Below are 23,669 nucleotides of genomic sequence, written 5' to 3' on the forward strand. Positions count from 1 at the left end.
AGTTAGCCGGGTTGGGAATCCGTGGGTTCTGTCTGTTCCGATTCTAGGGATCCCACAGATGCCGGTTCCGTTTCCGCGACAGGGTGGGCTGAGGTGGGCTGATGCCAGTGCAAGCCAATCAGAGCATCGTATAAAAAGCCCCAAAACTCGCTCTTTTGCCAAATACCAAGGGTTTGCTGGCAGTTTCGCTCGTCCAGGTCGGGTTTGGCCACCCAGTAGGCAGGCTGATACTTGTACCAGGGCACGGAGGGCCAGAGGTGGTGAATCAAATGATAGTTTTGCCCCAGCAGAAGAATATTCGTCAGCCAACCGGGATAAACTCGGGCGTTGTGCCACCGTTCTTGGGACTGAAAAGGCCGATGGGGCAGGTAATCAAAAAACAAGCCCAACAGCAACCCCATCAGGCAAGCAGGAGGCAGCCAATAGTTCATCAGGTAGTCGGTGTAGCCGAAGTGAATGGCCAGGCCAAAGGTCAAAATCACCACCAGCCGACTCAAGCCCCACTCCAACAGATCCCAGCGCCCCTTGCGCCACAGTTGCCGCTTGAAGAAAAACACCTCGTGATAGAAAAAGCGTGGCGCGATCAACCACAGCGGCCCCCCCGTAGAGACATAGTGATCTGGGTCGTCTTCGGGATGGTTGACATGGGCATGGTGCTGCATATGGACTCGCTTAAACACCGGGTAGACGAAGCCTTGCAACAGAGCAGAGCCATGCCCCAAAGCCTCATTCAAAAAGCGGTTGCGATGGGCTGAGCCATGGGAGGCATCGTGAATCACCGTACCCAAAACGTATAAAGCCACAAAATTTAGCCAGAACACCATCCACCTAGGCCAGTGCCAAAAGGCATAGCCACCAAAACAACAGGCGGAGAGCACCACGGAAGCCAAAAACATCAGCAGGGTGGGGTTCCAAAACTCCGACGGTGGCCCCAATAGCTCACGGGGAAGGGTGGCAGGCTTACGGGCGGGTTGAGCGGCAACGGTCATCGGTAGCCATCCTCAGGCACGTACAGTGCAAACGGGGAGGATGGATCGGAGCAGCACGTCCAGGTCATCACACCGAAAATGGGTAGATTTATTAACTTTCGTTAGTATACGGCAGAGACTTGCTTAACCTGGCAGCTTTCCAGCCTTTTCCAGCGTTATCTGATACAGCAGATTCAGGTCAGTCCCTTGCTCCATCAGGGTTTTTGCCTAGCTTGAGGGCCTGTGTGAAGTCGGAAAAGGCTGCAAGGCCAATTTCCGCTTCCCTACTTTTGGGGTGAGTTGGGATCCATCACAGGGATCCCTTTATGCCTCAGGGAAAGACGACCGACAATAAAGGCCCCAAGGGGTTGGCAAGCCATCGATGCTGAGCTGGTTTTTCTGCTGTCGATAAGCCTGTAAGCCCACTTCCCCTTTTTGGGCAGCCCACTCTACCAAAGATTGCCGTTGCCCCTGATAGGCGTAAAGCGGTACCCCCATGCCACAGGAGGTTTGTACCCGCCCCACATCCACAAGAATGATCTGCCGGGCACCGGGAAGTTCCTCAAATTGAGAGATCAACATCTGCCAGTCGGAGCTAGCAGGCAAGATCACTCGCCCCCGACCGTAGAGGCGCAGAATACAAGGGGGATCCTCAAAGGCGCAAAACATCAAGGTAATGCGCTGGTTTTCAACCAAATGGGCGGAGGTTTCATTGCCACTGCCGGTTACATCCAGATAGGCCACTTGGTGTGGTGAAAGGAGGCGAAAGCTCTGCAATCCTTTGGGGGAGAGGTTGACATGACCATGGGCTGCAAGGGGAGCAGTTGCCACAAAGAAAATTTGTTGGGCAGCGATAAACCGTTGCAAAGCAGGAGTGATCGAGTCGTGGACTTTGGCCATGGAGAAAATGGGTCGGAACGGCTCTTCGAGTTTGACTCCCCTGGGCTCGCCTAGCCCGAAAATGTGAGGTTTTGTTTCGACTTCTGTTGCAATTCATGTGTAAATCTGGAGGGGATCCCGTTGGGGTTTCGAGAACAGGGGTAATCTAGGGGTCGATTCAACCCAAGCTGAGGATTCAAACCCATGATGCCCGTTGTTGCGCCGTTGGCTTTGACCGCCCAAACCACCCCCTGGTCGCCCTTGAATGCCGTGGCGATTCTTCTGTGCACAGGTCTTGCTTATCTGATCTTCAAGTCCACTTCGGGATCCACCGCCGAAGCCGGCCCTGTGTTGGGCATGGATTGGCCTGAGGTGATTGGCGTCGCCAGTTTCGGCCACCTGTTGGGGGTAGGGGTGATCCTGGGCCTCTCCAGCATGGGCGTATTTTGAGGCATAACCTCGTTTACATTTCTTGATGTCTGTCGGGATCCGTCCCTGGCGATGTTAAACTCTATTGCAATTCTGAAAGAAGCAGTTTCTCCTGCCGCACTTCCCTCTGAGGTTTGTTGTCATGCCAGCAATGATGCTCCTAGCCAGTTTGCCGGAAGGCTACGAATTGTTTGATCCCTTGGTGGATCTGTTGCCGATTATCCCCGTTTTGTTCTTCCTGCTGGCTTTCGTCTGGCAAGCAGCGGTGGGCTTCAAATAGAGCGCTGCTAGATAGAGCGCCGTATATGCCAAGGCTATTGGCTTTGCTTCTAAAAGTTCATCCCTTGAGCGGGGTGCTATGGGCTGCTATTGAGATTGGCTCTTTATCGTTTCTCTGGGATCCCCAGCTTTGGGGGTCTTTTTTGTGGCGATTTTGTAGCGATTGGGATCCCCTTCTCCAGATTAGGGCTCGCGGTCAAGTGCACCCGTAATCCACAGCACTCCCGCCAGACAGACAAAATGGGCGAAGGTGACGTTAATATTGGCCGCCAACAACAGAACCCCCGTCACCTGATTTGCCTGTGTGCGGGAAAACATCCGCGCTAGCAATTCGCCAACCTGAGCCTCCATGCCAATCAAGGCCAAAAAAGCCCCGATCAAGCTGACATAAGTGACCAGCTGCAGTTGCTTGGGCAAATCCAACTGACTGAGAGAATCGGCGGAAGCCTGGCGACGATCCGCATGGAGAAGATAGCGCCAATTAAAAAACAGACCCGCCGCTAAAGTCAGCAACGTAAAGAGCGTGAACCAAAAGGCGAGTATGGCCCCGGCAGAATCATCCCGATAGACGGTATTCTGGCCAATTAAAAAGCCAACCCAGAGCAGCAGAGCCGCTGCCCCCAAAACCGCCTGAAACCAAAACCCAAAGCGACGAGTCAGGCGCAACCGAGATTTCATTCGCTCAACAGCCGCCCGTACTGACGGCGACATGGGCTCGTTCATCGCTCTCTCCCGCCTTGCTGGATGGACACTGACCTTTGCTTCCAGCCTATCGTCATCCTCCAACCTCAGTCACCTCAGCTAGGGATCCTCACTTTGTAGACGCAGAATTTCCGCTTCGATGCGTCGTTGCAAGGCCTGTCCTTCTGGCGAACGAATCAGTAGGGTAATGCGGTTGTAGTCGGGCACACTCATGCCGTGGCGGGTAATGATTTCGCTGGCGGTACGAATAAAGTCTCGCCGAATCTGATCCTTGCTGGCTGGGTCATCAGTAGCCTGAGAGCGTTGTTGAGATTCCTGACGGTAAGGCTCCATTTCCAGAACAATGCGAGCATACATCGTCACCTGTTCATCCGCCAGAACCACCGGTGTCGGGGTTTGGGCAACCGCCAGAGGAACTGCCAACAATGGGATCCAAGTGCAAGCCCAGATCAAGCCCACCAACCCTTTTTGGGCCACACTTTGCATCGGGAATAGTGCCCACCGTCTTCTACCCGCTTTCCCTGACACCGCTAACGTCTCCCCACCCGATAATGGCTGCTCCGGTTGTGTGTTTGCCCTGACCCAGCTGCTGGTTGCTGACGAACCGTGTAGGCTTCGATGCTACCCGTTCTTCCCCACAAAAGGCTAGGGCATCCACACTGGCCACCCAGCTTCATTCTCTGACCCAAAACCAGCTTTTTGGTTCCTGTCGCCGGTTTCAGGGGTGTTTCTCCGGGCCGCAAGCAGGTCAGGGGGAAAGGCTTCTGGGATAATGAGGTGCAGAGCACCAGTGAATTGCCCTTATGAGTTTGGAACGTCGCCCCGTTTTTCCCTTTACGGCCATCGTGGGCCAGGAGGAAATGAAATTAGCCCTGCTCCTGAACGTGATCGATCCGCGCATTGGTGGGGTGCTGATCATGGGGGATCGCGGGACGGGCAAATCCACCACCATTCGGGCCTTGGCGGATCTGTTGCCCCAAATTGAAGTGGTGAAAGGGGATCCCTTTAACAGCCACCCCCAGCAACGGGATTTGATGAGCGACCAACTGTGGGAACGCCTCCAAGCAGGAGAATCGGTGGAAAGTACCTGGATGCAGGTGCCGATGGTGGATCTGCCTCTGGGGGCAACCGAAGATCGGGTGTGTGGCACCCTCGACATCGAACGGGCCTTATCCCAGGGGGTTAAAGCCTTTGAACCGGGACTGTTGGCCAAAGCGAACCGGGGCATCCTGTACGTGGATGAAGTGAACCTCTTGGACGATCACTTGGTGGATGTGTTGCTGGATTCGGCAGCCTCCGGGTGGAACACTGTTGAGCGGGAAGGGATTTCCATCCGCCATCCGGCTCGGTTTGTCTTGGTCGGCTCCGGCAACCCAGAAGAAGGAGAGTTACGCCCGCAACTGCTGGATCGCTTCGGCATGTTCGTGCAGATCGAAACGGTGCGGGATGCCGCCCTGCGGGTACGGATCGTGGAGGAACGCAGCCAGTTTGATGCCGATCCAAAAGCCTTTTTGGCCAAACATGCAGACTCACAGCAGCAGCTTTTGGAACGGATTGAAAAAGCGCAGCACCTTTTGCCCAAGGTGACAGTGGATCCGGACTTGCGCCTTAAGATCTCCGGGGTGTGTGCTGCGTTGGAAGTGGATGGTCTGCGGGGAGATATTGTGACCAATCGGGCTGCTAAGGCTTTGGCTGCTCTGGAAGGCCACGATGAGGTTACCCTTGCGGATATTCGTCGGGTGATCAGTCTCTGTTTACGGCACCGCCTGCGTAAGGATCCTCTAGAAACCATCGACTCCGGTTACAAAGTCGAAAAAGCCTTTAGCGAAGTCTTTCAGGTCAGCCTAGATAGTGCGGCCTGATGGTAGCTTGATTGATCATCCCCCTTTATGGAGAATCCCTACTTTCATGACCACTGCTGCTTCCGTCTATACCCCACTGGTGCAAACTCTGATACCCCGTCCTTCCCGTGTTCGGGATGCGTTGTTGATCTTGGGGGGCAGTTTATTCGTGGCTGTGCTGGCTCAGGTGCGGATCCCTTTGCCCTTTACGCCGGTGCCGATTACCGGTCAAACCTTTGCTGTGCTGTTGGTAGGGGCAGGCTTTGGGGCGCGGCTGGGCTTCCTGACACTGTTGCTGTATCTACTAGAAGGGATCCTAGGGTTGCCGGTCTTCACGGGTAGCGGCTCTGGGCTCAGCCACCTAGCAGGGCCAACGGGGGGTTATTTGCTGGCCTTTCCGCTGGCGGCAGGGTTGATGGGCTGGCTCGTACAACAGCTTGGGGTAGATCGCCATGCTGGAAAGATGGCGGTGGCAATGCTGGCTTGCACAGTCCTGATTTACTTGATCGGGGCCACTTGGCTGGGGGTCTGGCTGAATCAGAATGTCGGCCCAACTTCCCTTATGGAGGTGCTTCAGAAGGGAGTTTTCCCCTTCTGGGTTGGAGATCTGATCAAGATGGGCCTGACAGCGCTCCTCTTACCTGTAACCTGGCGCTGGCTAGGACGAGAGAAGTCAACCCCAGAGCAGGACTAACCCCCAGACGGGATCCGGATCCCGTCCCGAACAGACACAACACGGTTATTGCAGAGCCAAGGTTAACATCGGAGAAATCTAAAAAAAAGATAATAGCTACAGGGATCCGGCCTTTTTTCTGAGATTCTAATAATTGTGTTCAAAGCAACTCATTGATGGAGCCCACTTTTTATTTGCTCTAGATTTTTTATAAATCGCTGATTGGTCGTATTTAAGCCCCTTCTTGGGGCTTTCTTTATGGATTGAGTTTAGAAGTACCAGAAGGGATTCCAATCTTTCGGAGGCATCAGCATCCAGGGATCCCAAATGAGCGTTGAAGTGGTCTATCGGTCTCTGGCAGGAACCTTCTTCTCCAGCCAGGCGGCCACGTGATCCGCCAGATCTACCCCTTCTAACTGGCAGATTTCTCGGAGCATGGTTGGGCTGGTAACATTCACTTCTGTCAGCCGTTCCCCGATGACATCAATCCCAACAAAATAGAGCTTTTCCTGCCGTAAGACAGGTGCCAAAGCTCCACACAAAGCACGTTCTTTTTCCGTAATCTCAGTTTTCTCAACTCTACCTCCGGCAGCAATATTGCCTCGGAAATCCCCCTGTCCAGGCACTCGGTTCACAGCTCCAAGAGGTTCTCCTTCCAGCAACAAAATACGTTTATCTCCGGTCACTGCTTCCGGCAAATACTCCTGCACCATCACCGGCAACTGGCCGAATTGGGTGCTGATCTCGAGTAACGAGTTCACATTGGGATCCCCAGCATTGACCCGTAGGATCCCTTCTCCCCCTTTGCCTCCCAGCGGTTTAAGCACCGCCTGTCCTTCGTGCTCGATGAACTGGCGCAAGAGCTGTTTGTTGCCACTCACCCGTGTCCGTGGGATCCAATCCTTAAATTGCAGGGCATAGAGCTTTTCGTTGGCGGAGCGGATCCCGGCGGGATGATTAAGCACCAGGGTTTGGTTGGGAGAAAGACGATCCAAAAGGTAAGTCGCGTAGAGATAGGCAGTATCCACCGGCGGATCCTTGCGCATCCATACCGCTTGCATTTGGTTCAAGGGCATGAGCTGCTCTTGCTTCACCTCGTACCAGGCATCCGCCGCCAAATCCAACCGAATTTCCTGAACGGATCCCCAGGTTTCCCCCTGATCCAGGTATAGATCCCCAATGCCCAGGCAGAAAATGCGGTGTCCCCGGTTCTGAAGCGCCTCCATGAGGGCAACGCTGGTGTCATGGCCCACCTGTAACTGGGGCAATGGATCAACAATGAAGGCTACCTGCATGGATCACTGACGAAAGGCTGCCCTGAGTATGCAACAAATCGGAGCTGATCCGCCCTTTCCAACACGGGTTTCTTCAAGGGGACTCAGACGCAAAGATTACCGGATACGGAATCAAGTTTTTAATATCCTCTTAACCTCTCCAGCCAGAGCAAACGTTAGCTTAGTTACTAACATGACCCCCTTCTGCAACTGTGAAGCCTCTGTTGGCTCGCCTTCTGACCTGACTGTAGGGATCCGTTGCCCGTGACTGCCTCCTCTCCCGAACCCTCCTTAACAGCCCGCATCGAAAGCACACGGGATCTGCTTGCAGCCCTACGTGAGGGACGTTCCTTGCTGGGTGCCAATCTAGAAAATGCCTATCTCTCGCGGGGTCTATTCGACCGCATCCAGATGCCCAAAGCCAACCTATTACGGGCCAATTTACGCTCCATCAGCATGCAACAGGCAGATCTACGGTTGTGCAACTTTCGCCGTGCCGATGTGGAACGGGCTAATTTTGCCGCATCAGATCTACGCGGATCCAGCTTCAGCCAAGCCCTAGGAGACTACAGCAACTTCACCGCCGCCAAGCTCGACAAAAGCAGCTTTCAGACAGGGCGCTTCAGCCATTCCATCTTTCGAGGTGCCAGCTTGGTTGCGGCCAATTTGATGGAGGGGAACTTTTTCAGCAGCGATTTCCGGCAGGCCAACCTATTTCGCAGCAACCTTTCGGGGGCAGCCCTGGTCAGTTGCCAGTTACAATCTGCCAATCTGGAACAGGCTATCCTGGTGGGTGCCAACCTCCAAGATGCTCAAATTGAGCAAATGCGCTTTGCAGGTGCAGATTTTACCGATGCCAAACTCTCGGATCAGATGCGCAAGGCGTTGATCGAGGGGGCGACGGGCACCAATGAGCTAACCCAACGGGATACCCTTAATACGCTGTTGTCAGGGTTGCAGCCCAAATCCCACAAGCTTTTTGGGTTGCTTTGAGGAGCCTAGACCTCGCAGCCAGATTCCGGTATCCTTCAGGCCAATCCAAGCGAGCCTAAAACTGATTTAAATTGATCCCAGCTTCACGGGCCATAGCCCCGATCCCTTTGGCTTTCAGGGTTTTGAGAGCCTTGGTGGAAAGGCGCAGGCGCACAAAGCGGTTACCCTCTTCCCACCAGATACGTTTCCACTGCAAATTAACCTCTTGCAGGCGCTTGGTGCGTCGGTGGGAGTGGGAGATGGAGAAAGCGTTGTTGCGCTTCTTATCAGTCAGTTGGCAGCGACGCGCCATTGGCTCGGGGTGAACTCAGCTTCGCTATCTTAAGGCATCTTTTTGCCTGGCAGCAAGCTGAAGTTGACTTTGCAGCTGGGCCAGCTCGGCTTTGAGTTGATCAAAGGTTTGCTGGCAATGATTGACGCTTTTCAGAGGTAATTCCTCATTCTTAGCAATACAGGTCACCTGGACAGAACCATCAGCGCTCTGGCGGGTTCGATCCATCAGCACCTCCACGGTCACCAACTTGGTGTAGGGATTTTTCCCGGGCGGCTCACCGGCCACCCAGTAGTCAGGGCTGTTGTGGAGGACATTGAGCTGGCAGCGCTCCAGAATGGCCCGGATCGACTCGCTCAACTGTTCGGCTGAGCCCACAAGTTGGGTCACGCAAGAATATCGAGCCATAAGAGAAGCAAGTCACCAAGGCCATCCTACCACCAACTTTTCGGATTCTGGCTTGGTCTGCTGTTGGTCAAAGATCGCAGGACAAAATTGCGCTCAAGGGTAACTCACATCGACCCTGCCAGACCTGTCGGGCATCGGCCAACTACGCTACAACATAGGCAACGCCTTCTCCAGGTTTCCACATGCTCCTCCCTTAGGAGACGGGTTATGGTTATGGTTTCGTCTTTGGGCCGTTCACTTCCTCTACTCCTACTGGGATCCCTGACCTGGATGGTGGCTGTTCAGGCGCAACCCTTTCAGGCCGGGGATCTGGATGGGGATGGCCGCTTGACCGTGCAGGATCTGAACCTGTTGGGGGCCTATTTGCGCGGAGAACGGGGCTTAACAGACGACCAGATCCGAGCTGCTGATGTCAATCAAGATGGCCGCATCACAGAAGCCGATTGGCAGGTGTTGCAGCAGCGGATTCAGGTGGCGACGGATGCTCGCACGGGCCACGTGCAATTGGACTCTGCCTATTCCGGTCAGGTGGTGGATCGGCTAACGGGTCAACCCTTGGCAGGGGTAGAAGTCGCCATTCCCGGAGCTGGCATTTCGGTGCGAACGGATGCTCAGGGGCGTTTCCGCTTGCCTGGGGCAGTGCCTGCTGAAGAAATTTTGGTGGCCCGCCTGGAAAATTACTTGCCCTACTCCCAAAGTACCGGCGGCGGCCAAGCCAGTGGAGATCAACCTTTGCAGGTGCAGTTGGAGCGCTGGGATCCGAACACCACTTTTGTCTTGGAGTCCAACGTCATTCGTCTTGGGGACAACCAATATTCGCCGGAATCTGCCGCCGCCGGACAATTTTTGGCCCCAGCCCAAGGGGTGGATCTCACCCGTTCCTTTACGCTGCAGCAAATGCCCCCACGCCCGCCCATCCTACGGATTGGCTCGTTGATCGGGCTGGATACTGCCGAAGCCTATCGAGCTGGTCAATCGCGGATCCCTAGCGCCGATATGTCGCCGATGCAGGTGATCCTGAACGGAGTAGAGGTGGATCAGATTCGCTTAGGCGGGGATAACCTACGCATTTCCCTGCCTCTCAACCACCTACGCCTTGGCCTGAACACGGTTACCCTTCGCACCGGCAAAACGGTGATTCACCCCAATATAGCCACCCGCGGCCCGCAGGTACCGATCAGCATTCCCTTGCTGGGGGGATCCCTGCAAATCTCTGTACCCGTGGGGGGTAGCGCAGGCGGGAGGTTAGGGGGAGCTTGGGTGGACTATGACGATGTGCAGTTGGCCAATGTAACGATTGAGATTCCCAATTGAGGGGCCAGAGGTGCTCTCAGTTTCCGTGACCCACCCCAAAAGATAGGGATCCCCGATAGATGTGTAGGGATCCCTGGCTCAACTTTCAGGAAAAAGCTTATTTTACAGTTAGCTGGCGCAAGTGAGTATCGAAATACTCCAGGCTAATCCCGCTCAATGTAGAGAAAGAGAACCGCCATGCTGACAGCAGGCAACAACCAGCAGACAATCGGAATGAAAATCCAGGGGAGATAGGCGGCAGCGTAAGAACCAGTCATGAAAAGTGCTCCTGTAGAGTGTTCTAGGGTATTCGAACAACAAACTGTTAAATCATCGTTAAATCATGAGGAGATCCGCAGTCCCATCTCTACCCATTGACCAAGCCACGGAAGATGGCATTGATACCTGCAAAGTTCTCCAGCAGGAAGTAGGCTGCAAAAACTCCGCCCATACCCCCTAAGAAGAATCCTGCCGTCAAATCTCCCCAGCCCCGCGCCGTGGCCAGAGGCTCAGCCCCTGGAGTTTCCGGCTTGTTGCCAAAGCTAACGCTGCCGTAGGCCGACATACAGGCGGTCCCCAGCAGCACGATCACCATTGCTGTAACCAACCCACCCAAATTGGCAGCCTCCGGGTAGTCACGCAACGGGCCAACCACAATTTCCGGGCCAACTAAGAAGTAACCGTGAGCCAAGCCAATCTCCAACCCCCGCAACAGCGGCGACAGTCCAGGCCGGTTGATGGGGAGGTTATTGATGAACAGACGGGTTACGGGAGAATCACTAATGGGCGTAGAAAGATGCCCCTCGCAGGGATCGTCGTTAAAGGTGCGAATGTAATCCATGTCCGAAGGTCCTGCCTGGAATTTTGGGATTCATTCTACGGGGCTTAAGTTACCCTCTCGACAGCTATCACCCGGATCGTTAAAAAAGTTCATGCTCCCTTAACACAGATCCAGAATCAACTTAGGCGCGCGCTCTCATGATTGAGAGGAACCCATGCCTGAGAAAAGTCGAGGCAAAAGTGAGAAAACCCATTTTTGGCTAACAAAAAAAGACCCAACTGAACTCAGCTAGGCCAAATAGATTGAGAGTTGCAGTAAGATGAAAACCCTCAAATTTACAGGCTTGAGCCCACACCCACATACGAGCCGTAGAAGAAAAGCCCAAGCACCGTGAGCACACCCAAACCGGCGATTACCGCCACTATCCACAAAGGTATCCTTGCCTGACTGGTCATACTGACTGGCCTCCAAAAAACAGAATCAACACAAATCAACACAGATTAAACGTACAGAAGGAGCTTAAGGCTGACACTGATTGCACGTCACTCTTTTCCCCAAAGGCTGGAATGTAAACCCAGTCTCAATTGAGGAAGTAACTAGAGAACAACAGCCCAACCACAAACACCAACAACAACCCCAAATACAGGGAAGTACGGTTCAGTTCAACAGGTTGGGAATTGGGATTTCTTTCAGGTTGGTCGGCCATAGGGTTCACCGTTGAATAAACTGCATCGCAGCAATGGCTCCCAAGAAGAAAACCGTTGGGATGGCCAGGGTATGCACCGCCAGCCAGCGGACGGTGAACACAGGGTAAAAGACGGGTTCGTCAGAGTTAACTGCCATAGTCGGATCCTGCCCAAAGCAACAAAACGAAACAAAACAGATTTACAAATCGCAGCAAAACTCCAAGTCAAGCAGGTTTGCTAGAGCCCATTCCTACTGACCTAGCTTCTCCAGCTGATCTAGAGCCTGAAAACGGTCGCTCACAATCGGCAACTCTTGCCGCTCTGCCGTGAAATACTCATTGGGGCGGGGAGTGCCGAAAACATCATAGGCCAAGCCGGTACTCACAAAAAGCCAGCCCGCCAAAAACAAAGCAGGAATAGTGAGAGTGTGGATAACCCAGTAGCGGACACTGGTGATAATGTCGGCAAAAGGCCGCTCTCCGGTGCTGCCAGACATGAACTTCTCCTCCGTTAGGTGCTGCGGTGATGACAAAAGTGCTTTCTGAATATACACAATGATAAGGATCCCGATGCACAACTACAAGTTACAAGAAGATTTCTCAGGAGATTTTGTCGCCAAACCGGATCCTGCCTCAGATAAGTAAAATTTCCTAATCATTACTGGGCCTAACTGAGAGAGATCCCCGCGGCGAGCTCATCCATCTGAGTCTTGTCAGAAACACAGTGCCAAAGTGCGCAATTCTAACGGCTATCCAGTCCTTGGGGATGCATCGGGCGTTTGAGATAAGCTGGCCCTGAGCGGATGTTATTGGAACAGGAGTTGCAGCTATGCGGTGCTCATGGCCCTTGGCACTAGGCTTGTGTTGGACGCTGGGCTGGTCAAGTGTCAGCCTGCCGGTTTGGGCACAGGAGGTGGGGCAGGAGTCATCGCTAGCTTGGGTGGATGCCTATGCGGCTGCACTAGAGCGACAAACCGATGTAGTGATTACAGGGGATCCCTTATCGGCAACCCTGACCCGTCTGGAATTGGCCCAGTGGCTGACGGAGTTCTTTGGCTATGTGCCCAATCCGAACCAAGTGCAGGTGATCAGCGATCTGGAGCCGAATACCCCCGACTACTGGACCGCTCAAGCCGTTCTACAGGCGGGAGCCATGCGCCTGTACGAGGGAGGTCAGTTTCGCCCCGAAGGGGATCTCACCCGACTAGAAGCTTTGGCCATTTTGGTGCGTGCCCTGCAACTGCCTGCCCCCAGTCAAGCAGACATGGATACCTGGATGGCTCTTTACACCGATGCAGCAGACGTGCCAGAGGTGGGTCGAGCCTTCATCACGATGGCTGGCCAAGCGGGATTACTGGTGAATGTGCCGGATCCGGCCCGTCTGAATCCCAATCGGGTACTAAGACGCGGAGAAGGAGCAGTGCTGCTCCATCAGGCTCTGGTGTATCGTGGGCAAATTCTGGCTCTGCCCGAACCGGTAGCCCAACTGCGCCCGGCGGAGGCTCCGGTGGCGGCCCGCCCTGAGATTCTGCAAACTCGCATCACCCCGGAATCGGGTGTAGTTCCCGCCGGGGGGACATTGACTATTGAGGCTCAAGGAACCCCCAACGGCAGCGCCACTGTGGATGTTGGCGGTTTGGTGCAAGCTTTGCCCATGCAGGAGGTTCAGCCCGGTTACTATCGTGCCGTTTACAGCCTAGGCCCACAAGACAGCGCCCTCAGCCCCGATATCAGCATTCAACTGACTGTCAACGGCGTCAGCACCCGTATTCAACAGCGACAACCTCAACTGGCCTTGGGGAATGTGGCTCCACCCCCGGTTGAATCAGTTTTTTCTCCGCCAAACTCGCAAGAGCCTACTTTTCCAGTCAGTCCCGCTATTCCTGCCACCGCCAGCAGCGTTTATCCGCGCATCGAGGCCATTCGTTTGGATCCCCAGCGCAACTTAATCGAGGGGGATATCCTCACCATTGCCATCTGGGCAGATTCTGGGGGGATCGCGCAGTTTGATCTGGGGAATCTGGCCTTGAACCAGCCAATGCGGGAAGTCCGGCCCAACCACTACGAAGGTACCTATGTGGTCGCCCCCACCCACCAAGCCAACAACCCCGCACTGCGGATCGTGCTCACCAAGAATGGCCTCAGCCAAGAGCACCGGGAGATTTTGCCCTTTTCGATAGATGGATCCGAGGGTACCCGCTCCACCATTCAACCGGTATCCACACCCATCGCCACAGGGTTACCCCAGATTTTCAGTGTCACCACCAACAGCAGCAACTTACGCATGGGAGAAATTCTTAAGGTGACGATGCGAGGGGATCCAGGAGGCCGAGCTGCCTTCCGAATTATCGGGGTAACACCGGAAATTGAGATGCGGGAAATTTCTCCGGGTCTTTACGAAACCCAGCAACAACTTCCCTTTAATATGCAACAGGTAACCAATGGCACGATTGAGGTAATTCTGCAACGGGGCGGGCAGCAGACCACTCAAACTAGCCCTTCACCCATCACCATTTCCTCTTGAGGTCAGCAGCAACCTGAGGTGCATAACTGGGTGCCAAAGCTTATCCTTTAGATTGAGCTTAGATTGAGCTCATCTCCGGCAATTTGAGAGTACAGCCTTTTCCAGCAATACCTACAGTCGATGCAGGTCAAACCCTTATCCAACAGAGGCTTTCCCTTTACCTCATATCCTACGCGAAGTCAGAAAAGGCTGCATCTAGATAGCGGCCCCAAAGGGATCCAAAGTCCGTTCTGCCTGTGGCGATAACTTTGGAATGACCTCCAACTTAAACTGTTGCTCAAACACCTCTTTTTTGGCCTTCAAGCTCCAGAGTTCTAGAGCACAATCATCGTTAGGATGCTTGGGATCCAAAATCAGCTCCATTTGCCGGGGGGCTTCCTCCAACAATTGAAAGCGACAGTGCAAGGATTGAATCGCTTGTAACCGACGGCGATCCAGGGCACAGGCCATGCGCAACAACGGGCTTAATTCCATAACGATTTGGCGATCCCGTTCATCGGTGAGGTGCTGAAAATTGTCGTGTTTCTTTTTGGGTGGTGACTTGCGGTGATAGCGGGCCAGATTGGCGATTAGCTCCACTTCTTCTTCGTTGAAACCCAACAGTTCCCCATGGCGGATTAAGTAGTAAGAATGCTTATGGTGGGCGGCATGGCTAATGAAGTGACCACAGTTGTGCAGCATGGCCGCAGCCCAAAGGAGCGTCCGCTCTCGGGATCCCCAGCGATGCAGCAGACCGCGGGTTTGATCAAATAGGCTGAGGGAAAATTCTGCCACCCGCTCGGCATAGGGGATCTCCACCTGATATTTTTCCGCCAACTTGAGAATGCTGCGTCGCCGTACCGAGCTGTGGTAGCGCAGCCGATCCTCAATCAGACCTTGGCTGATCATCCAATCCACGATCAGACCTTCTCGCAAAGCCCGCTCACAGAATTGGATTTGCTCTATCTCTAGCAGGCTCATCACTTCTTCTAGGATCATCGTTCCTGCCAGGATGATCTCGCCGCGTTTTTCCCCAAGGCCGGGTAACTTTTGGCGTTCGGCGATGGTGAGGGCGCGAAATTCTTTGCTGTAGGTGCGCAAGGCTTCTAGGCTGAACTCGTACCCCTGCATGCGACTGGGGGGGTTGCCTAGGCGACGACGGGCGTCCAGTTGGGCGAGGGTTTCGATGGTGCCTGAGGTGCCCACCAAGGTGAGGGATCCCTGTTGTTTCCGCAGCTCAAAAATCCGTTTGATTTGCTCGATGGGCGCCTCTAACATGCCGCGAATGTGTTGCCTCAGGGCTTGCAGTTCGGCGGGCGTGGGGGGATCCGTGTGTAGAAAAGCCTGGGTTAATCGCACCGCCCCTACTTTGACACTGCGCAAAAACTCCGGCTCCTGGCCATCTCCCAGAATCAGCTCGGTGGAGCCGCCGCCAATATCCACCACCACGTGCAGGCGGTTGTGGAACTCCATCGCCGAGAGCACCCCGAGGTAGATGCGCCGCGCCTCCTCTTGCCCCGAGATCAGTTCCACCCGCAGGCCTAGAGCCCGTTCGATCCGCTTCAGAAAATCCGCGCCGTTGGGGGCTTCCCGCACTGCGCTGGTGGCCACTGCCACGATCGATTGCACCTGAAACCCTTGCGCAATGCGACAGAACCGATCCAGAGCTTCGAGTGCCCGCTCCATGGCTGCCGGGGCGAGGGCACCTGTTTTGTCGCAGTATTCCCCCAGGCGTACGGTTGCCTTCTCGCGGGAAATAATACTGAAACTGGGAATGCGGGGGTTAATGCGCACCACCACCATATGGAGAGAGTTGGTCCCCACATCAATGGCGGCCAGAACGGGGGCAACTAGGAGCTGAGACTCAGGAAGTAAGGGTTCAGTCGGCTCGGGATCCAAAGGGGTAGGGGTGGCGGAGCGGTGGGTGGGATTGGCACGCGACGAGATCATGGCCCAAGCACGTAGAGAGTTCTAACACCTTTAGGATACTGTGCGCTTTCCCCCATTTTTCTGGGCCGAGTTCTGGGATCCATTTTGAGCGTGCAGGGCAACAAACGGTCAAAAGCTGAACTGACCGGGTTCCCATTCCTCCTTGCGGTTCGCTCTTGCGCAGATCAGACAACTTGCCAAATTTATCTACAATTCCATGTCTTGAGGTCACCATTTGTTTCGTTCTGTCTCAGGCTGAGGTGCTCATGGATTGAAAGAGATTGGGTAACCCAAAGAAACCTCAGGCTTTCTTGAGATGGCCCTTTGCGGATTACCCTCAGCCTGGGATCCCTACTGCTCTCGCCTGCAGGGTCAGCCTAAGATAAGGACACTGGTTTCTTGTTCTGAAGCGGATCCCGATGTCTCAGTCACCCGAAGTCGCCCAAAACGGTACCCTCAAGCTGCTGCGTACTCACGAATCTCCCAAGCTGGAGCGCATCCGTCATACCACTTCCCATGTCATGGCGATGGCGGTACAAAAGCTGTTTCCCAAGGCTCAGGTGACCATCGGCCCTGCCACCGACTACGGCTTTTACTACGATTTCGACAATCCGGCTCCCTTTACCCCCGAGGATCTCAACCGCATTAAAAAAGAGATGCAGGCGATCATCAAAAAGGGCTTGCCCGTGATCCGGGAAGAGGTTAGCCGCGAGGAGGCCAAACGGCGCATCCAAGCCTTGGGAGAACCCTACAAGCTGGAGATCCTAGACAGCATTCCCGAGGGGGAACCCATCAGCCTTTATCACCTGGGGGAAGAATGGTGGGATCTCTGCGCTGGCCCCCATGTAGAGAGCACTAAAGATCTCAATCCCAAGGCCTTTGATCTGCTTAGTGTGGCGGGGGCCTATTGGCGGGGGGATGAAACCAAGGCCCAGTTGCAACGGATCTACGGCACCGCCTGGGAAACCCCGGAAGAACTCAAGGAATACAAACGCCGCCTAGAGGAAGCCAAACTGCGGGATCACCGCAAACTGGGCAAAGAATTGGGCTTGTTTTTGTTTGCTGATGAAGTAGGGCCGGGGCTACCTCTGTGGACACCGAAAGGAACCCTCCTGCGCTCTACTCTGGAGGATTTTCTCAAGCAAGAGCAAATCAAGCGGGGCTATTTACCTGTCGTCACCCCCCATATTGCGCGGGTAGATTTGTTCAAAATCTCCGGCCACTGGCAAAAATATCGAGAAGATATGTTCCCGATGATGGCGGAGGATGACAAGGCACGGGCGGCGGAGCAGGGCTTTGTCATGAAGCCCATGAATTGTCCCTTTCATATCCAAATCTACAAATCGGAGCTGAGATCCTATCGGGATCTGCCCCTGCGCTACGCGGAATTTGGCACGGTTTATCGCTATGAGCAATCCGGGGAATTAGGGGGCCTGACGCGGGTACGGGGCTTTACGGTGGATGACTCCCATTTGTTCGTCCGTCCCGACCAATTGGATGAGGAATTCCTCAAGGTGGTGGATCTGATCTTGGTGGTCTTTGAGAAGCTGCAACTGAAGGATTTTCGTGCTCGTTTGAGCTTCCGGGATCCCAACTCCGACAAATATCTCGGCTCTGCCGAAGATTGGGATAAGGCAGAAAACGCCATTCGTCGCGCCGTCGAGCAACTTTCCATGCCCCACTTTGAGGGGATCGGGGAGGCGGCTTTTTATGGGCCGAAGCTGGACTTTATCTTCCGCGATGCTTTGGATCGGGAGTGGCAGCTGGGCACGGTTCAGGTGGATTACCAAAACCCCCAACGATTTGATCTGCAATACGTAGCCGAGGATGGATCCCGGCAACGGCCGGTGATGATCCACCGTGCCCCGTTCGGCTCGTTGGAGCGTTTGGTCGGGATCCTGATCGAGGAATATGCTGGGGATTTCCCCTTTTGGCTGGCCCCAGAACAGGTGCGGATTTTGCCGGTTTCCGATCAGTATCTGGGCTACGCCACCCAGGTGCGGGATTACCTGCGGGAACACGGGATCCGCGTCCACATCGACGCCGATAGCGACCGCCTGCCCAAGAAGATCCGCAATGCGGAAAAGGCCAAGATCCCCTTCATGTTAATCGTGGGAGAACAGGAACAGGCGGCGGGAACCGTGAGTGTACGGCAACGGCACGGGGATGAGGGTGGATCCCCAACCCTGGCAGAGCTAGCGGCTCAATTGCAGCAGCTCAACTCCGGGATGACGGCCTAGAAAAGTAATTAGCCCTTTTTCCCATGAATATCTCCGATAGCTCCTCTGCCGAGGGATCCCACTCCAGCGCAATCGCCCTTCAACTGCAAGGGATCACCAAACGGTATCCGCTGGTGCTAGCCAACGATCACATCGATTTGGACGTGCGCTGGGGAGAAATCCTGGCTTTGATGGGGGAGAACGGGGCGGGCAAATCCACCCTAATGAAGATCGTCTATGGCTTGGTCAGTCCGGATGAGGGAGCCATTTATGTGGATGGGCAACCGGTGCGCATCCACAGCCCCACAGACGCGATTCGGTTGGGGATCGGCATGGTGCATCAGCATTTTATGTTGGTGGATCCCTTGACGGTGGTGGAAAACGTTATCCTTGGGGCCGAACCAGGCAACCGGCTCCGGGTGGACTTTCGTCAGGCACGGGCACAAGTGGCACAGATGATCGCCGAGATGGGCTTTGATCTGGATCCAGATGCACGGGTGGAAGATCTGCCGGTGGGGTTGCAACAGCGGGTGGAGATCCTCAAAACCATCTACCGTAAGGCCCGCATTTTAATCTTGGACGAGCCCACTGCCGTTTTAACCCCCCAAGAAGCCAGTGAACTGTTCGCCTTTTTGCGCCGTTTTACTCAGCAAGGTGGGGCCGTGATTTTCATCAGCCACAAGCTGAACGAGGTGATGCAAATCTCGGATCGCATTACCGTGATTCGGGACGGCAAGGTGGTCGCGACGGTGCCCACGGCCGAAACCCACACCCAGGAGCTGGCGCGATTGATGGTGGGGCGGGAGGTGAGCCTGACGGTGGAGAAAGATGCTTGTGAGCCAGCGACAGTGTTGTTGGATGTGCAGGATGTGTGGGTGGAGATACCGGGGCGGAAACCGGCGGTGGCGGGGGTGAGTTTTCAGGTGCGTTCCGGTGAGATCGTCGGCATTGCCGGGGTAGAGGGAAACGGGCAAACAGAGTTGGTGGAGGCAATCACCGGCCTGAGAAGCTATCGGGGCCAAATTCGCTATGGATCAAGTGCTCTTTCCCCTTCTGCGCGGCAAGTACGCTACTGGGGCCTAAGTCATATCCCCGAGGATCGCAATGTGCGGGGGTTGGTCTTGGATTTTCCGACACGAGACAACCTGATTCTGGGGGATCATCACCAAAAGCCCTACACCGGCTGGCTGGGATTTTTTAACGAGGATTCCATTAATCAACATGCCGAACAGGTGGTGAATACCTTCGATGTACGCCCGCGTAGCATTTCCCTGACGGCACGGCGCTACTCTGGCGGCAATGCCCAAAAAATCATCGTCGGGCGAGAGCTCTCCTGCGGGCCAAGGGTGCTAGTAGCGGCCCAGCCAACGCGGGGGGTGGATGTGGGGGCGATCGAGGCCATTCATCGGCGCATTGTACAGGCACGGGATCAGGGCATGGCGGTGTTGCTGGTATCGGCGGATTTGAATGAGGTCATCGGCTTGGCGGATCGCATCTTGGTGATTCACGAGGGTCGCATTGCCGGAGAGCTTTCCCCTGCGGAGGCTACCGAGGAACAGCTGGGCCTGCTCATGGGCGGGATCCAGGCCTCCCCCGCACCCCAGTCACCCAGCAGCACCTAACTTTTTTGGCTTCTCTGGCATGCCGGATGTTTGAAGGTACGTAATGTGATAAAAAGAGCCCGTAGTATGCAGGGCAAGCCAGACATGAGTCTACAAGCGGTTCGAGACTTCTTGAATAGGGTGGTCGAGGATGAGCAGTTGCTTAAGGATCTGACCTTGGCCCTCGAAGCGGAGGATGATCGGGCGGCTGTAGCCCATTTGGCCAGCAAACGGGGGTTTCACTTTTCCCCAGAAGAGCTGTGGACAGAAGTACAGAACCTGCAGGCGGAGTATGTGCGACAGGCCGATGCCGCTGTGGCGGCTCTCAGCGATGAGGAATTGGAGGGGGTGGGCGGGCGGAGCGGCGGCGGTGATGCCGCTGTTGTTATCGGGAGTAAGGCTTGGTGGGGCGACGATTATGGCTGCTAACGACTTTGTCCCGCTGCCGGGATCGTCCTCAGGGGTGTCTCCATCTCAACAGCCGCAGTGGTGAACCTAGGCGGGATCCGACACTGAACCCAGTGCTGCTCGTTCTTGGGCCAGGGTTTCTCGCCGGTGATCCAGCTCCTGAGGAGAGATGCGCCCATAGGTGACGCTCATTGCTGCCAGCCGATGAATCAGATCCTCCTGTAGCATCTCTTCGCTGTAGCGCCAGGCCCAATTGTTCTCGGCAGTACCGGGGAAATTCATGCGCGAATCCGCCCCCAAACCCATCACATCCTGCAGAGGAATAATCGCCAGATCCGCAACCGAAGAGAGAGCCAGCCGAATCAGATCCCAATGGATGCCGTCGGATCCCTGGCAGCCCAGGTAGCGCAGAACATTTTGTTTCTCCCAATCGGAGCGCTCCGGATCGTAAAACCAGCCCACAGCCGTGTTGTTGTCGTGGGTGCCAGTGTAGACGACAAAGTTGCGCTCATAACCATGGGGTAAATAGGGGTTGTCTGGGCCGGAACCAAAGGCAAACAAGAGAATCTTCATCCCGGGCAGGCCAAATTGATCCCGCAGTTGCAGCACCTCCGGCGTGATCTCCCCCAGATCTTCTGCGATCACCGGAATATCCCCTAGCCTTTCTGCTAGCACCCGAAAGAAATCCGCTCCCGGCCCTTTTTGCCACTCCCCTTCCACAGCTGTTTCTGCATCCCCCGGAATGGCCCAGTAACTCTCGAAGCCCCGGAAGTGGTCGATACGCACGCAGTCTACCTGGTTGAGGATGGCCCGCATCCGCCTGATCCACCAGTCGTAGCCCTGCGCCTTGAGCGCCTCCCAGTTGTAGAGGGGGTTGCCCCAGCGCTGCCCGGTAGCGCTGAAATAATCGGGAGGCACCCCTGCCACCAGCAACGGTTGCCCCTGCTCATCCAGGTGAAACAGCTCCCGGTTGGCCCAGACATCAGCACTGTTGGGGGCGACGTAAATGGGCAGATCCCCCATCAACTGCACCTGATGCTGATGGGCATAGGCTTTCAGGGATCCCCACTGTTGGGCAAACAGGTACTGCCAAAACATCTGCTCGGTAATGGCATCGGCGTAACGATCACGGGCATCTTGCAAAGCTAAGGGATCCCGTTTGACAAGAGCTGGATCCCATTTTGTCCACTCTTGCCCTTCGTACACATCCTTGAGAGCCATAAACAGGGCATAGTCCGGTAGCCAGTCTGCTTCAGCAGCACAAAAGGCTTGGAAGGCTTCCCAGTCTGCGGAGGTGGCTTTTTCGTTGAAGCGTCTCCAGGCTCGATGCAGTAGAGCCAGCTTAAAGGGGATCACGGTTTCGTAGTCCACCCGACCGACAAATCCTGATTGGATCGTGGGCCACTGGGGCAAATCCTGCCAACTATCTGGCTCTAGCCAGCCTGCTTGCACCAAAAGCTCGGGGCTGAGCAGTAGGGGGTTGCCTGCAATGGCAGAAAAGCTCATGTAAGGGGAGTTGCCCCATCCGGTTGGCCCTAAGGGGAGCACCTGCCAGAGGCGCTGGCCACTTTCCACCAAAAAATCCACAAAGCGGTAGGCGGCGGGCCCCAAGTCTCCAATTCCAAACGGCCCCGGTAGCGAGGTGGGGTGCAGGAGGATCCCACTAAGTCTGCCCATGTCCATGGCTAAGCCTTTCTTTGCCCTAAGGGTGCTAACGTGCTTCCACTGCCTATCCTGTCACCTTTGGAGCCACAACTGTCTTTAACTCAGTCTTTGTCGGCAGTGGCAGGGCGGAGCCGGGTGGCCATCTGCTGCCCACAGCGCAGGATCTGCCCCGCCAAGATCGCAGCCCCAAAGCCGTTGTCGATATTCACTACCCCGACCCCTGCCGCACAGGAATTGAGCATGGTGAGCAAGGCGGCTAACCCTTGAAAACTCGCTCCGTAGCCGATACTAGTAGGTACAGCGATCACCGGACAATTGGCTAAACCCGCCACCACACTGGCCAGGGCTCCTTCCATGCCAGCTACCACGATCAGCACATCCGCCTGGAGCGCTTGTCGATTCTGCAGCAACCGATGGATCCCGGCTACCCCCACATCCCAGAGGCGTTTCACCTGAAATCCAGACAATTCGGCGGTGAGGGCGGCTTCTTCGGCCACTGGCAGATCGGCGGTACCGGCGGAGATCACACTTAACTGGCCGGGATAAGCCAGCTCCTGGGTACGCGGGAGCCAACAGAGACGGGCCATGGGGGAGTAATGCACCTGCGGCAACCGTTGGGCGATCTGGGCATGCACCGAGGCTTCAATGCGAGTGGCCAAGGCTAGGGATCCCTGCTGGTGTAACTGCTCCATAATCTGGGCGATCTGTTCCGGGGTCTTGCCTGGCCCCCACACTGCTTCGGGAAAACCGGTGCGCAGGGAACGGTGATGATCCACACGGGCGAAGTCTCCCACCGGCTCGAAGGGTAGGAAGCGATAGGCTTGTAGGGCTTGTTCTGGAGAAAGTCTGCCTTGGGCTACCGCCTGCAGCAGCTCCTGTAGCGCATGTTCAGAAGTGGGGGAAATGGAGGGTTCGTTCAATGCTGCACCACCTATTTTGCCAAAGCCCCGCGAGGGAAAAACAACACCGGATGCCAGCTACGCCGCAGAATTTCGCCAGTCAAGCTGCGCACCGACCATTCCCAAAAGCCCCCCACATTGGGAGAGGCAGTGGCAATGGCGGTCATATCCTCGTCGGCAGCAGTGGCCAGGATCTCTTTCAGGGGGGATCCAACCCGCACCAAAATGCGTAGCTGCACCGGATCAACCTGCTTGATCAGCGGTTCGATCACCTGGTTCAGATCCGCCTCGGCTTTGCGTTTGAGCACCTCTAGGTCGGATCCCTGGTTACGGCGGGCGCTGGGATCGATGACATAGAGCAAGGTCACAGTCTGGCACTGCGGGGTACCGGACAACAGGCGACTGAGATGAGTCAACAATTGTTGGCGTGGTTCTTCAAAGTCGAAGGGCACCAAGATACAGCGAAACAGGTGGCGGCTACGCAGGCGCAATTCCTCTAGGGTAAAGGTGGCGATCAGCTGTGGGCGCATTACCATCACCGGGATCTTCAGCTTCGGCAACAGGCCGATGGTGGTGCTGCCGAACAATTTTTCGGCCAGTAAGTTGTGGGTATCCATGCCGGTAATCAGCAGATCAGAGCCATATTGCTGGATCCCTTTCAGGATCAGATCTACGGGCTTGCTCACCTGCACCCATGTCTTAACTTCCAACCCCGCCGGAATATCGCTCAACAGCTCCCGCAACTCCGCCTGCTGAGCCTGTATTTCAGGGGTGATATCTTCAGGGATGCCAATGCTGTCATCTTGCCAGATGATGCTGTGAACAAAGGCAATGCGCTCAATGCCACCGCTGTGCAAGTCTTTCAGGCACTTGCCAAAGCGCTGCAAACCATCTTGGCGATCGGTGGCAATTAACAGGTTCTTGAACATACGAAGGGTTGGCTGGCGACAAGTCGCCGCTGCTGCATAT

Annotated in this window: 27 protein-coding genes; 10 read left to right on the forward strand and 17 right to left on the reverse strand. The window is 55.3% G+C overall.

What is annotated here, in order from left to right; genetic code table 11:
* Positions 1-2: 2 nt before the first annotated feature.
* Together L1047_RS07310 and L1047_RS07315 are read right to left on the reverse strand one after the other, a co-directional pair.
* Positions 3-989 carry a fatty acid desaturase gene (locus L1047_RS07310; RefSeq protein ID WP_235278233.1) on the reverse strand — a complete coding sequence of 329 codons (987 nt, stop codon included), beginning with the start codon at positions 987-989 and terminating at the stop codon, positions 3-5.
* Between the two features lie 303 nt (positions 990-1,292).
* Entirely contained in the window at positions 1,293-1,868 is a 576-nt protein-coding gene (locus tag L1047_RS07315) for a pyridoxamine 5'-phosphate oxidase family protein (protein WP_235278234.1), read from the reverse strand.
* Positions 1,869-2,051: 183 nt separating this feature from the next.
* Here L1047_RS07315 and psaK point away from each other — a divergent pair, with 183 nt between their 5' ends.
* On the forward strand, positions 2,052-2,297 hold the full coding sequence (gene psaK, locus L1047_RS07320; protein ID WP_235278235.1) for a photosystem I reaction center subunit PsaK: 246 nt from the start codon (positions 2,052-2,054) through the stop codon (positions 2,295-2,297).
* 121 nt (positions 2,298-2,418) lie between these two features.
* Positions 2,419-2,556, forward strand: coding sequence for a photosystem II reaction center protein K (locus L1047_RS07325; protein WP_235278236.1), 138 nt, complete (start codon positions 2,419-2,421; stop codon positions 2,554-2,556).
* A 182-nt stretch (positions 2,557-2,738) separates the two neighbouring features.
* On the opposite strand, the gene L1047_RS07330 is transcribed toward L1047_RS07325, so the two are convergent.
* The gene (locus L1047_RS07330) at positions 2,739-3,278 is read right to left on the reverse strand and encodes a DUF3611 family protein (RefSeq protein ID WP_235278237.1); all 540 of its coding nucleotides are present in this window, start codon (positions 3,276-3,278) and stop codon (positions 2,739-2,741) included.
* Positions 3,279-3,356: 78 nt separating this feature from the next.
* Positions 3,357-3,743, reverse strand: coding sequence for a DUF4168 domain-containing protein (locus L1047_RS07335; protein WP_235278238.1), 387 nt, complete (start codon positions 3,741-3,743; stop codon positions 3,357-3,359).
* A 317-nt stretch (positions 3,744-4,060) separates the two neighbouring features.
* Here L1047_RS07335 and bchI point away from each other — a divergent pair, with 317 nt between their 5' ends.
* Positions 4,061-5,119: a magnesium chelatase ATPase subunit I gene (gene bchI / locus L1047_RS07340; RefSeq protein WP_235278239.1), complete on the forward strand. Its 1,059-nt coding sequence runs from the start codon at positions 4,061-4,063 to the stop codon at positions 5,117-5,119.
* 46 nt (positions 5,120-5,165) lie between these two features.
* Positions 5,166-5,792, forward strand: a complete 627-nt coding sequence (locus tag L1047_RS07345) for a biotin transporter BioY (RefSeq protein WP_235278240.1) — start codon at positions 5,166-5,168, stop codon at positions 5,790-5,792.
* A 323-nt stretch (positions 5,793-6,115) separates the two neighbouring features.
* Here the strand turns inward: L1047_RS07345 and gshB are convergent, their stop codons facing one another.
* On the reverse strand, positions 6,116-7,066 hold the full coding sequence (gene gshB, locus L1047_RS07350) for a glutathione synthase (RefSeq protein ID WP_235278241.1): 951 nt from the start codon (positions 7,064-7,066) through the stop codon (positions 6,116-6,118).
* Positions 7,067-7,309: 243 nt separating this feature from the next.
* Here gshB and L1047_RS07355 point away from each other — a divergent pair, with 243 nt between their 5' ends.
* Positions 7,310-8,038, forward strand: coding sequence for a pentapeptide repeat-containing protein (locus L1047_RS07355; RefSeq protein ID WP_235278242.1), 729 nt, complete (start codon positions 7,310-7,312; stop codon positions 8,036-8,038).
* Positions 8,039-8,093: 55 nt separating this feature from the next.
* Here L1047_RS07355 and rpmB read toward each other — a convergent pair whose 3' ends face one another.
* Positions 8,094-8,330, reverse strand: coding sequence for a 50S ribosomal protein L28 (gene rpmB / locus L1047_RS07360; protein WP_235278243.1), 237 nt, complete (start codon positions 8,328-8,330; stop codon positions 8,094-8,096).
* Between the two features lie 24 nt (positions 8,331-8,354).
* The gene (locus L1047_RS07365; protein ID WP_235278244.1) at positions 8,355-8,699 is read right to left on the reverse strand and encodes a hypothetical protein; all 345 of its coding nucleotides are present in this window, start codon (positions 8,697-8,699) and stop codon (positions 8,355-8,357) included.
* A gap of 225 nt (positions 8,700-8,924) precedes the next feature.
* Here L1047_RS07365 and L1047_RS07370 point away from each other — a divergent pair, with 225 nt between their 5' ends.
* Positions 8,925-10,031 carry a dockerin type I domain-containing protein gene (locus tag L1047_RS07370; RefSeq protein WP_235278245.1) on the forward strand — a complete coding sequence of 369 codons (1,107 nt, stop codon included), beginning with the start codon at positions 8,925-8,927 and terminating at the stop codon, positions 10,029-10,031.
* Positions 10,032-10,174: 143 nt separating this feature from the next.
* Here L1047_RS07370 and L1047_RS07375 read toward each other — a convergent pair whose 3' ends face one another.
* From L1047_RS07375 to psbE, 6 genes are all read right to left on the reverse strand, one after another.
* Entirely contained in the window at positions 10,175-10,288 is a 114-nt protein-coding gene (locus tag L1047_RS07375) for a photosystem I reaction center subunit VIII (RefSeq protein WP_235278246.1), read from the reverse strand.
* 89 nt (positions 10,289-10,377) lie between these two features.
* Positions 10,378-10,851 (reverse strand): photosystem I reaction center protein subunit XI, encoded by a 474-nt coding sequence (locus tag L1047_RS07380; RefSeq protein WP_235278247.1) that lies wholly within the window; start codon positions 10,849-10,851, stop codon positions 10,378-10,380.
* 275 nt (positions 10,852-11,126) lie between these two features.
* Positions 11,127-11,246 carry a photosystem II reaction center protein J gene (locus L1047_RS07385; RefSeq protein ID WP_235278248.1) on the reverse strand — a complete coding sequence of 40 codons (120 nt, stop codon included), beginning with the start codon at positions 11,244-11,246 and terminating at the stop codon, positions 11,127-11,129.
* Between the two features lie 125 nt (positions 11,247-11,371).
* Positions 11,372-11,497 (reverse strand): photosystem II reaction center protein L, encoded by a 126-nt coding sequence (locus tag L1047_RS07390; RefSeq protein ID WP_011433111.1) that lies wholly within the window; start codon positions 11,495-11,497, stop codon positions 11,372-11,374.
* Between the two features lie 5 nt (positions 11,498-11,502).
* Positions 11,503-11,634, reverse strand: a complete 132-nt coding sequence (gene psbF, locus L1047_RS07395) for a cytochrome b559 subunit beta (protein WP_235278249.1) — start codon at positions 11,632-11,634, stop codon at positions 11,503-11,505.
* Between the two features lie 93 nt (positions 11,635-11,727).
* Positions 11,728-11,973 carry a cytochrome b559 subunit alpha gene (psbE, locus tag L1047_RS07400; RefSeq protein WP_235278250.1) on the reverse strand — a complete coding sequence of 82 codons (246 nt, stop codon included), beginning with the start codon at positions 11,971-11,973 and terminating at the stop codon, positions 11,728-11,730.
* Positions 11,974-12,305: 332 nt separating this feature from the next.
* Here psbE and L1047_RS07405 point away from each other — a divergent pair, with 332 nt between their 5' ends.
* Positions 12,306-14,000, forward strand: a complete 1,695-nt coding sequence (locus tag L1047_RS07405) for an S-layer protein (protein ID WP_235278251.1) — start codon at positions 12,306-12,308, stop codon at positions 13,998-14,000.
* A 195-nt stretch (positions 14,001-14,195) separates the two neighbouring features.
* Here L1047_RS07405 and L1047_RS07410 read toward each other — a convergent pair whose 3' ends face one another.
* A complete protein-coding gene (locus L1047_RS07410) occupies positions 14,196-15,929 on the reverse strand; it encodes a Ppx/GppA phosphatase family protein (RefSeq protein ID WP_235278252.1) in 1,734 nt (577 codons plus the stop codon).
* Positions 15,930-16,327: 398 nt separating this feature from the next.
* Here L1047_RS07410 and thrS point away from each other — a divergent pair, with 398 nt between their 5' ends.
* The 3 genes from thrS to L1047_RS07425 all read left to right on the forward strand — a co-directional run bounded on the left by thrS (position 16,328) and on the right by L1047_RS07425 (position 20,157).
* Complete coding sequence (thrS, locus tag L1047_RS07415; protein WP_235278253.1) at positions 16,328-18,148, forward strand: threonine--tRNA ligase; 1,821 nt, start codon at positions 16,328-16,330, stop codon at positions 18,146-18,148.
* Between the two features lie 23 nt (positions 18,149-18,171).
* On the forward strand, positions 18,172-19,749 hold the full coding sequence (locus L1047_RS07420) for an ABC transporter ATP-binding protein (protein WP_235278254.1): 1,578 nt from the start codon (positions 18,172-18,174) through the stop codon (positions 19,747-19,749).
* Between the two features lie 66 nt (positions 19,750-19,815).
* A complete protein-coding gene (locus L1047_RS07425; RefSeq protein WP_235278255.1) occupies positions 19,816-20,157 on the forward strand; it encodes a Nif11-like leader peptide family natural product precursor in 342 nt (113 codons plus the stop codon).
* 66 nt (positions 20,158-20,223) lie between these two features.
* On the opposite strand, the gene malQ is transcribed toward L1047_RS07425, so the two are convergent.
* The 3 genes from malQ to L1047_RS07440 all read right to left on the reverse strand — a co-directional run bounded on the left by malQ (position 20,224) and on the right by L1047_RS07440 (position 23,629).
* Complete coding sequence (gene malQ / locus L1047_RS07430; RefSeq protein ID WP_235278256.1) at positions 20,224-21,819, reverse strand: 4-alpha-glucanotransferase; 1,596 nt, start codon at positions 21,817-21,819, stop codon at positions 20,224-20,226.
* A gap of 83 nt (positions 21,820-21,902) precedes the next feature.
* Complete coding sequence (gene larB, locus L1047_RS07435) at positions 21,903-22,721, reverse strand: nickel pincer cofactor biosynthesis protein LarB (RefSeq protein ID WP_235278257.1); 819 nt, start codon at positions 22,719-22,721, stop codon at positions 21,903-21,905.
* 11 nt (positions 22,722-22,732) lie between these two features.
* Complete coding sequence (locus L1047_RS07440) at positions 22,733-23,629, reverse strand: universal stress protein (protein WP_235278258.1); 897 nt, start codon at positions 23,627-23,629, stop codon at positions 22,733-22,735.
* Positions 23,630-23,669 lie beyond the last annotated feature (40 nt).

The sequence above is a fragment of the Synechococcus sp. Nb3U1 genome (assembly GCF_021533835.1).
Classification (GTDB): Bacteria; Cyanobacteriota; Cyanobacteriia; order Thermostichales; family Thermostichaceae; genus Thermostichus.

What these genes read in the sequence shown, in the direction of transcription:
- L1047_RS07370 (WP_235278245.1), top strand. Translation starts at nt 8,925, where the DNA reads ATGGTTATGGTTTCGTCTTTGGGCCGTTCACTTCCTCTACTCCTACTG.
- L1047_RS07335 (WP_235278238.1), bottom strand. Translation starts at nt 3,743, where the DNA reads ATGCAAAGTGTGGCCCAAAAAGGGTTGGTGGGCTTGATCTGGGCTTGC.
- L1047_RS07325 (WP_235278236.1), top strand. Translation starts at nt 2,419, where the DNA reads ATGCCAGCAATGATGCTCCTAGCCAGTTTGCCGGAAGGCTACGAATTG.
- thrS (WP_235278253.1), top strand. Translation starts at nt 16,328, where the DNA reads ATGTCTCAGTCACCCGAAGTCGCCCAAAACGGTACCCTCAAGCTGCTG.
- L1047_RS07345 (WP_235278240.1), top strand. Translation starts at nt 5,166, where the DNA reads ATGACCACTGCTGCTTCCGTCTATACCCCACTGGTGCAAACTCTGATA.
- L1047_RS07410 (WP_235278252.1), bottom strand. Translation starts at nt 15,929, where the DNA reads ATGATCTCGTCGCGTGCCAATCCCACCCACCGCTCCGCCACCCCTACC.
- L1047_RS07375 (WP_235278246.1), bottom strand. Translation starts at nt 10,288, where the DNA reads ATGACTGGTTCTTACGCTGCCGCCTATCTCCCCTGGATTTTCATTCCG.
- psbF (WP_235278249.1), bottom strand. Translation starts at nt 11,634, where the DNA reads ATGGCAGTTAACTCTGACGAACCCGTCTTTTACCCTGTGTTCACCGTC.
- L1047_RS07425 (WP_235278255.1), top strand. Translation starts at nt 19,816, where the DNA reads ATGCAGGGCAAGCCAGACATGAGTCTACAAGCGGTTCGAGACTTCTTG.
- gshB (WP_235278241.1), bottom strand. Translation starts at nt 7,066, where the DNA reads ATGCAGGTAGCCTTCATTGTTGATCCATTGCCCCAGTTACAGGTGGGC.
- L1047_RS07420 (WP_235278254.1), top strand. Translation starts at nt 18,172, where the DNA reads ATGAATATCTCCGATAGCTCCTCTGCCGAGGGATCCCACTCCAGCGCA.
- bchI (WP_235278239.1), top strand. Translation starts at nt 4,061, where the DNA reads ATGAGTTTGGAACGTCGCCCCGTTTTTCCCTTTACGGCCATCGTGGGC.
- malQ (WP_235278256.1), bottom strand. Translation starts at nt 21,819, where the DNA reads ATGGACATGGGCAGACTTAGTGGGATCCTCCTGCACCCCACCTCGCTA.
- L1047_RS07330 (WP_235278237.1), bottom strand. Translation starts at nt 3,278, where the DNA reads ATGAACGAGCCCATGTCGCCGTCAGTACGGGCGGCTGTTGAGCGAATG.
- psaK (WP_235278235.1), top strand. Translation starts at nt 2,052, where the DNA reads ATGATGCCCGTTGTTGCGCCGTTGGCTTTGACCGCCCAAACCACCCCC.
- L1047_RS07405 (WP_235278251.1), top strand. Translation starts at nt 12,306, where the DNA reads ATGCGGTGCTCATGGCCCTTGGCACTAGGCTTGTGTTGGACGCTGGGC.
- L1047_RS07310 (WP_235278233.1), bottom strand. Translation starts at nt 989, where the DNA reads ATGACCGTTGCCGCTCAACCCGCCCGTAAGCCTGCCACCCTTCCCCGT.
- L1047_RS07385 (WP_235278248.1), bottom strand. Translation starts at nt 11,246, where the DNA reads ATGACCAGTCAGGCAAGGATACCTTTGTGGATAGTGGCGGTAATCGCC.
- L1047_RS07315 (WP_235278234.1), bottom strand. Translation starts at nt 1,868, where the DNA reads ATGGCCAAAGTCCACGACTCGATCACTCCTGCTTTGCAACGGTTTATC.
- psbE (WP_235278250.1), bottom strand. Translation starts at nt 11,973, where the DNA reads ATGTCTGGCAGCACCGGAGAGCGGCCTTTTGCCGACATTATCACCAGT.
- L1047_RS07380 (WP_235278247.1), bottom strand. Translation starts at nt 10,851, where the DNA reads ATGGATTACATTCGCACCTTTAACGACGATCCCTGCGAGGGGCATCTT.
- L1047_RS07390 (WP_011433111.1), bottom strand. Translation starts at nt 11,497, where the DNA reads ATGGCCGACCAACCTGAAAGAAATCCCAATTCCCAACCTGTTGAACTG.
- rpmB (WP_235278243.1), bottom strand. Translation starts at nt 8,330, where the DNA reads ATGGCGCGTCGCTGCCAACTGACTGATAAGAAGCGCAACAACGCTTTC.
- L1047_RS07440 (WP_235278258.1), bottom strand. Translation starts at nt 23,629, where the DNA reads ATGTTCAAGAACCTGTTAATTGCCACCGATCGCCAAGATGGTTTGCAG.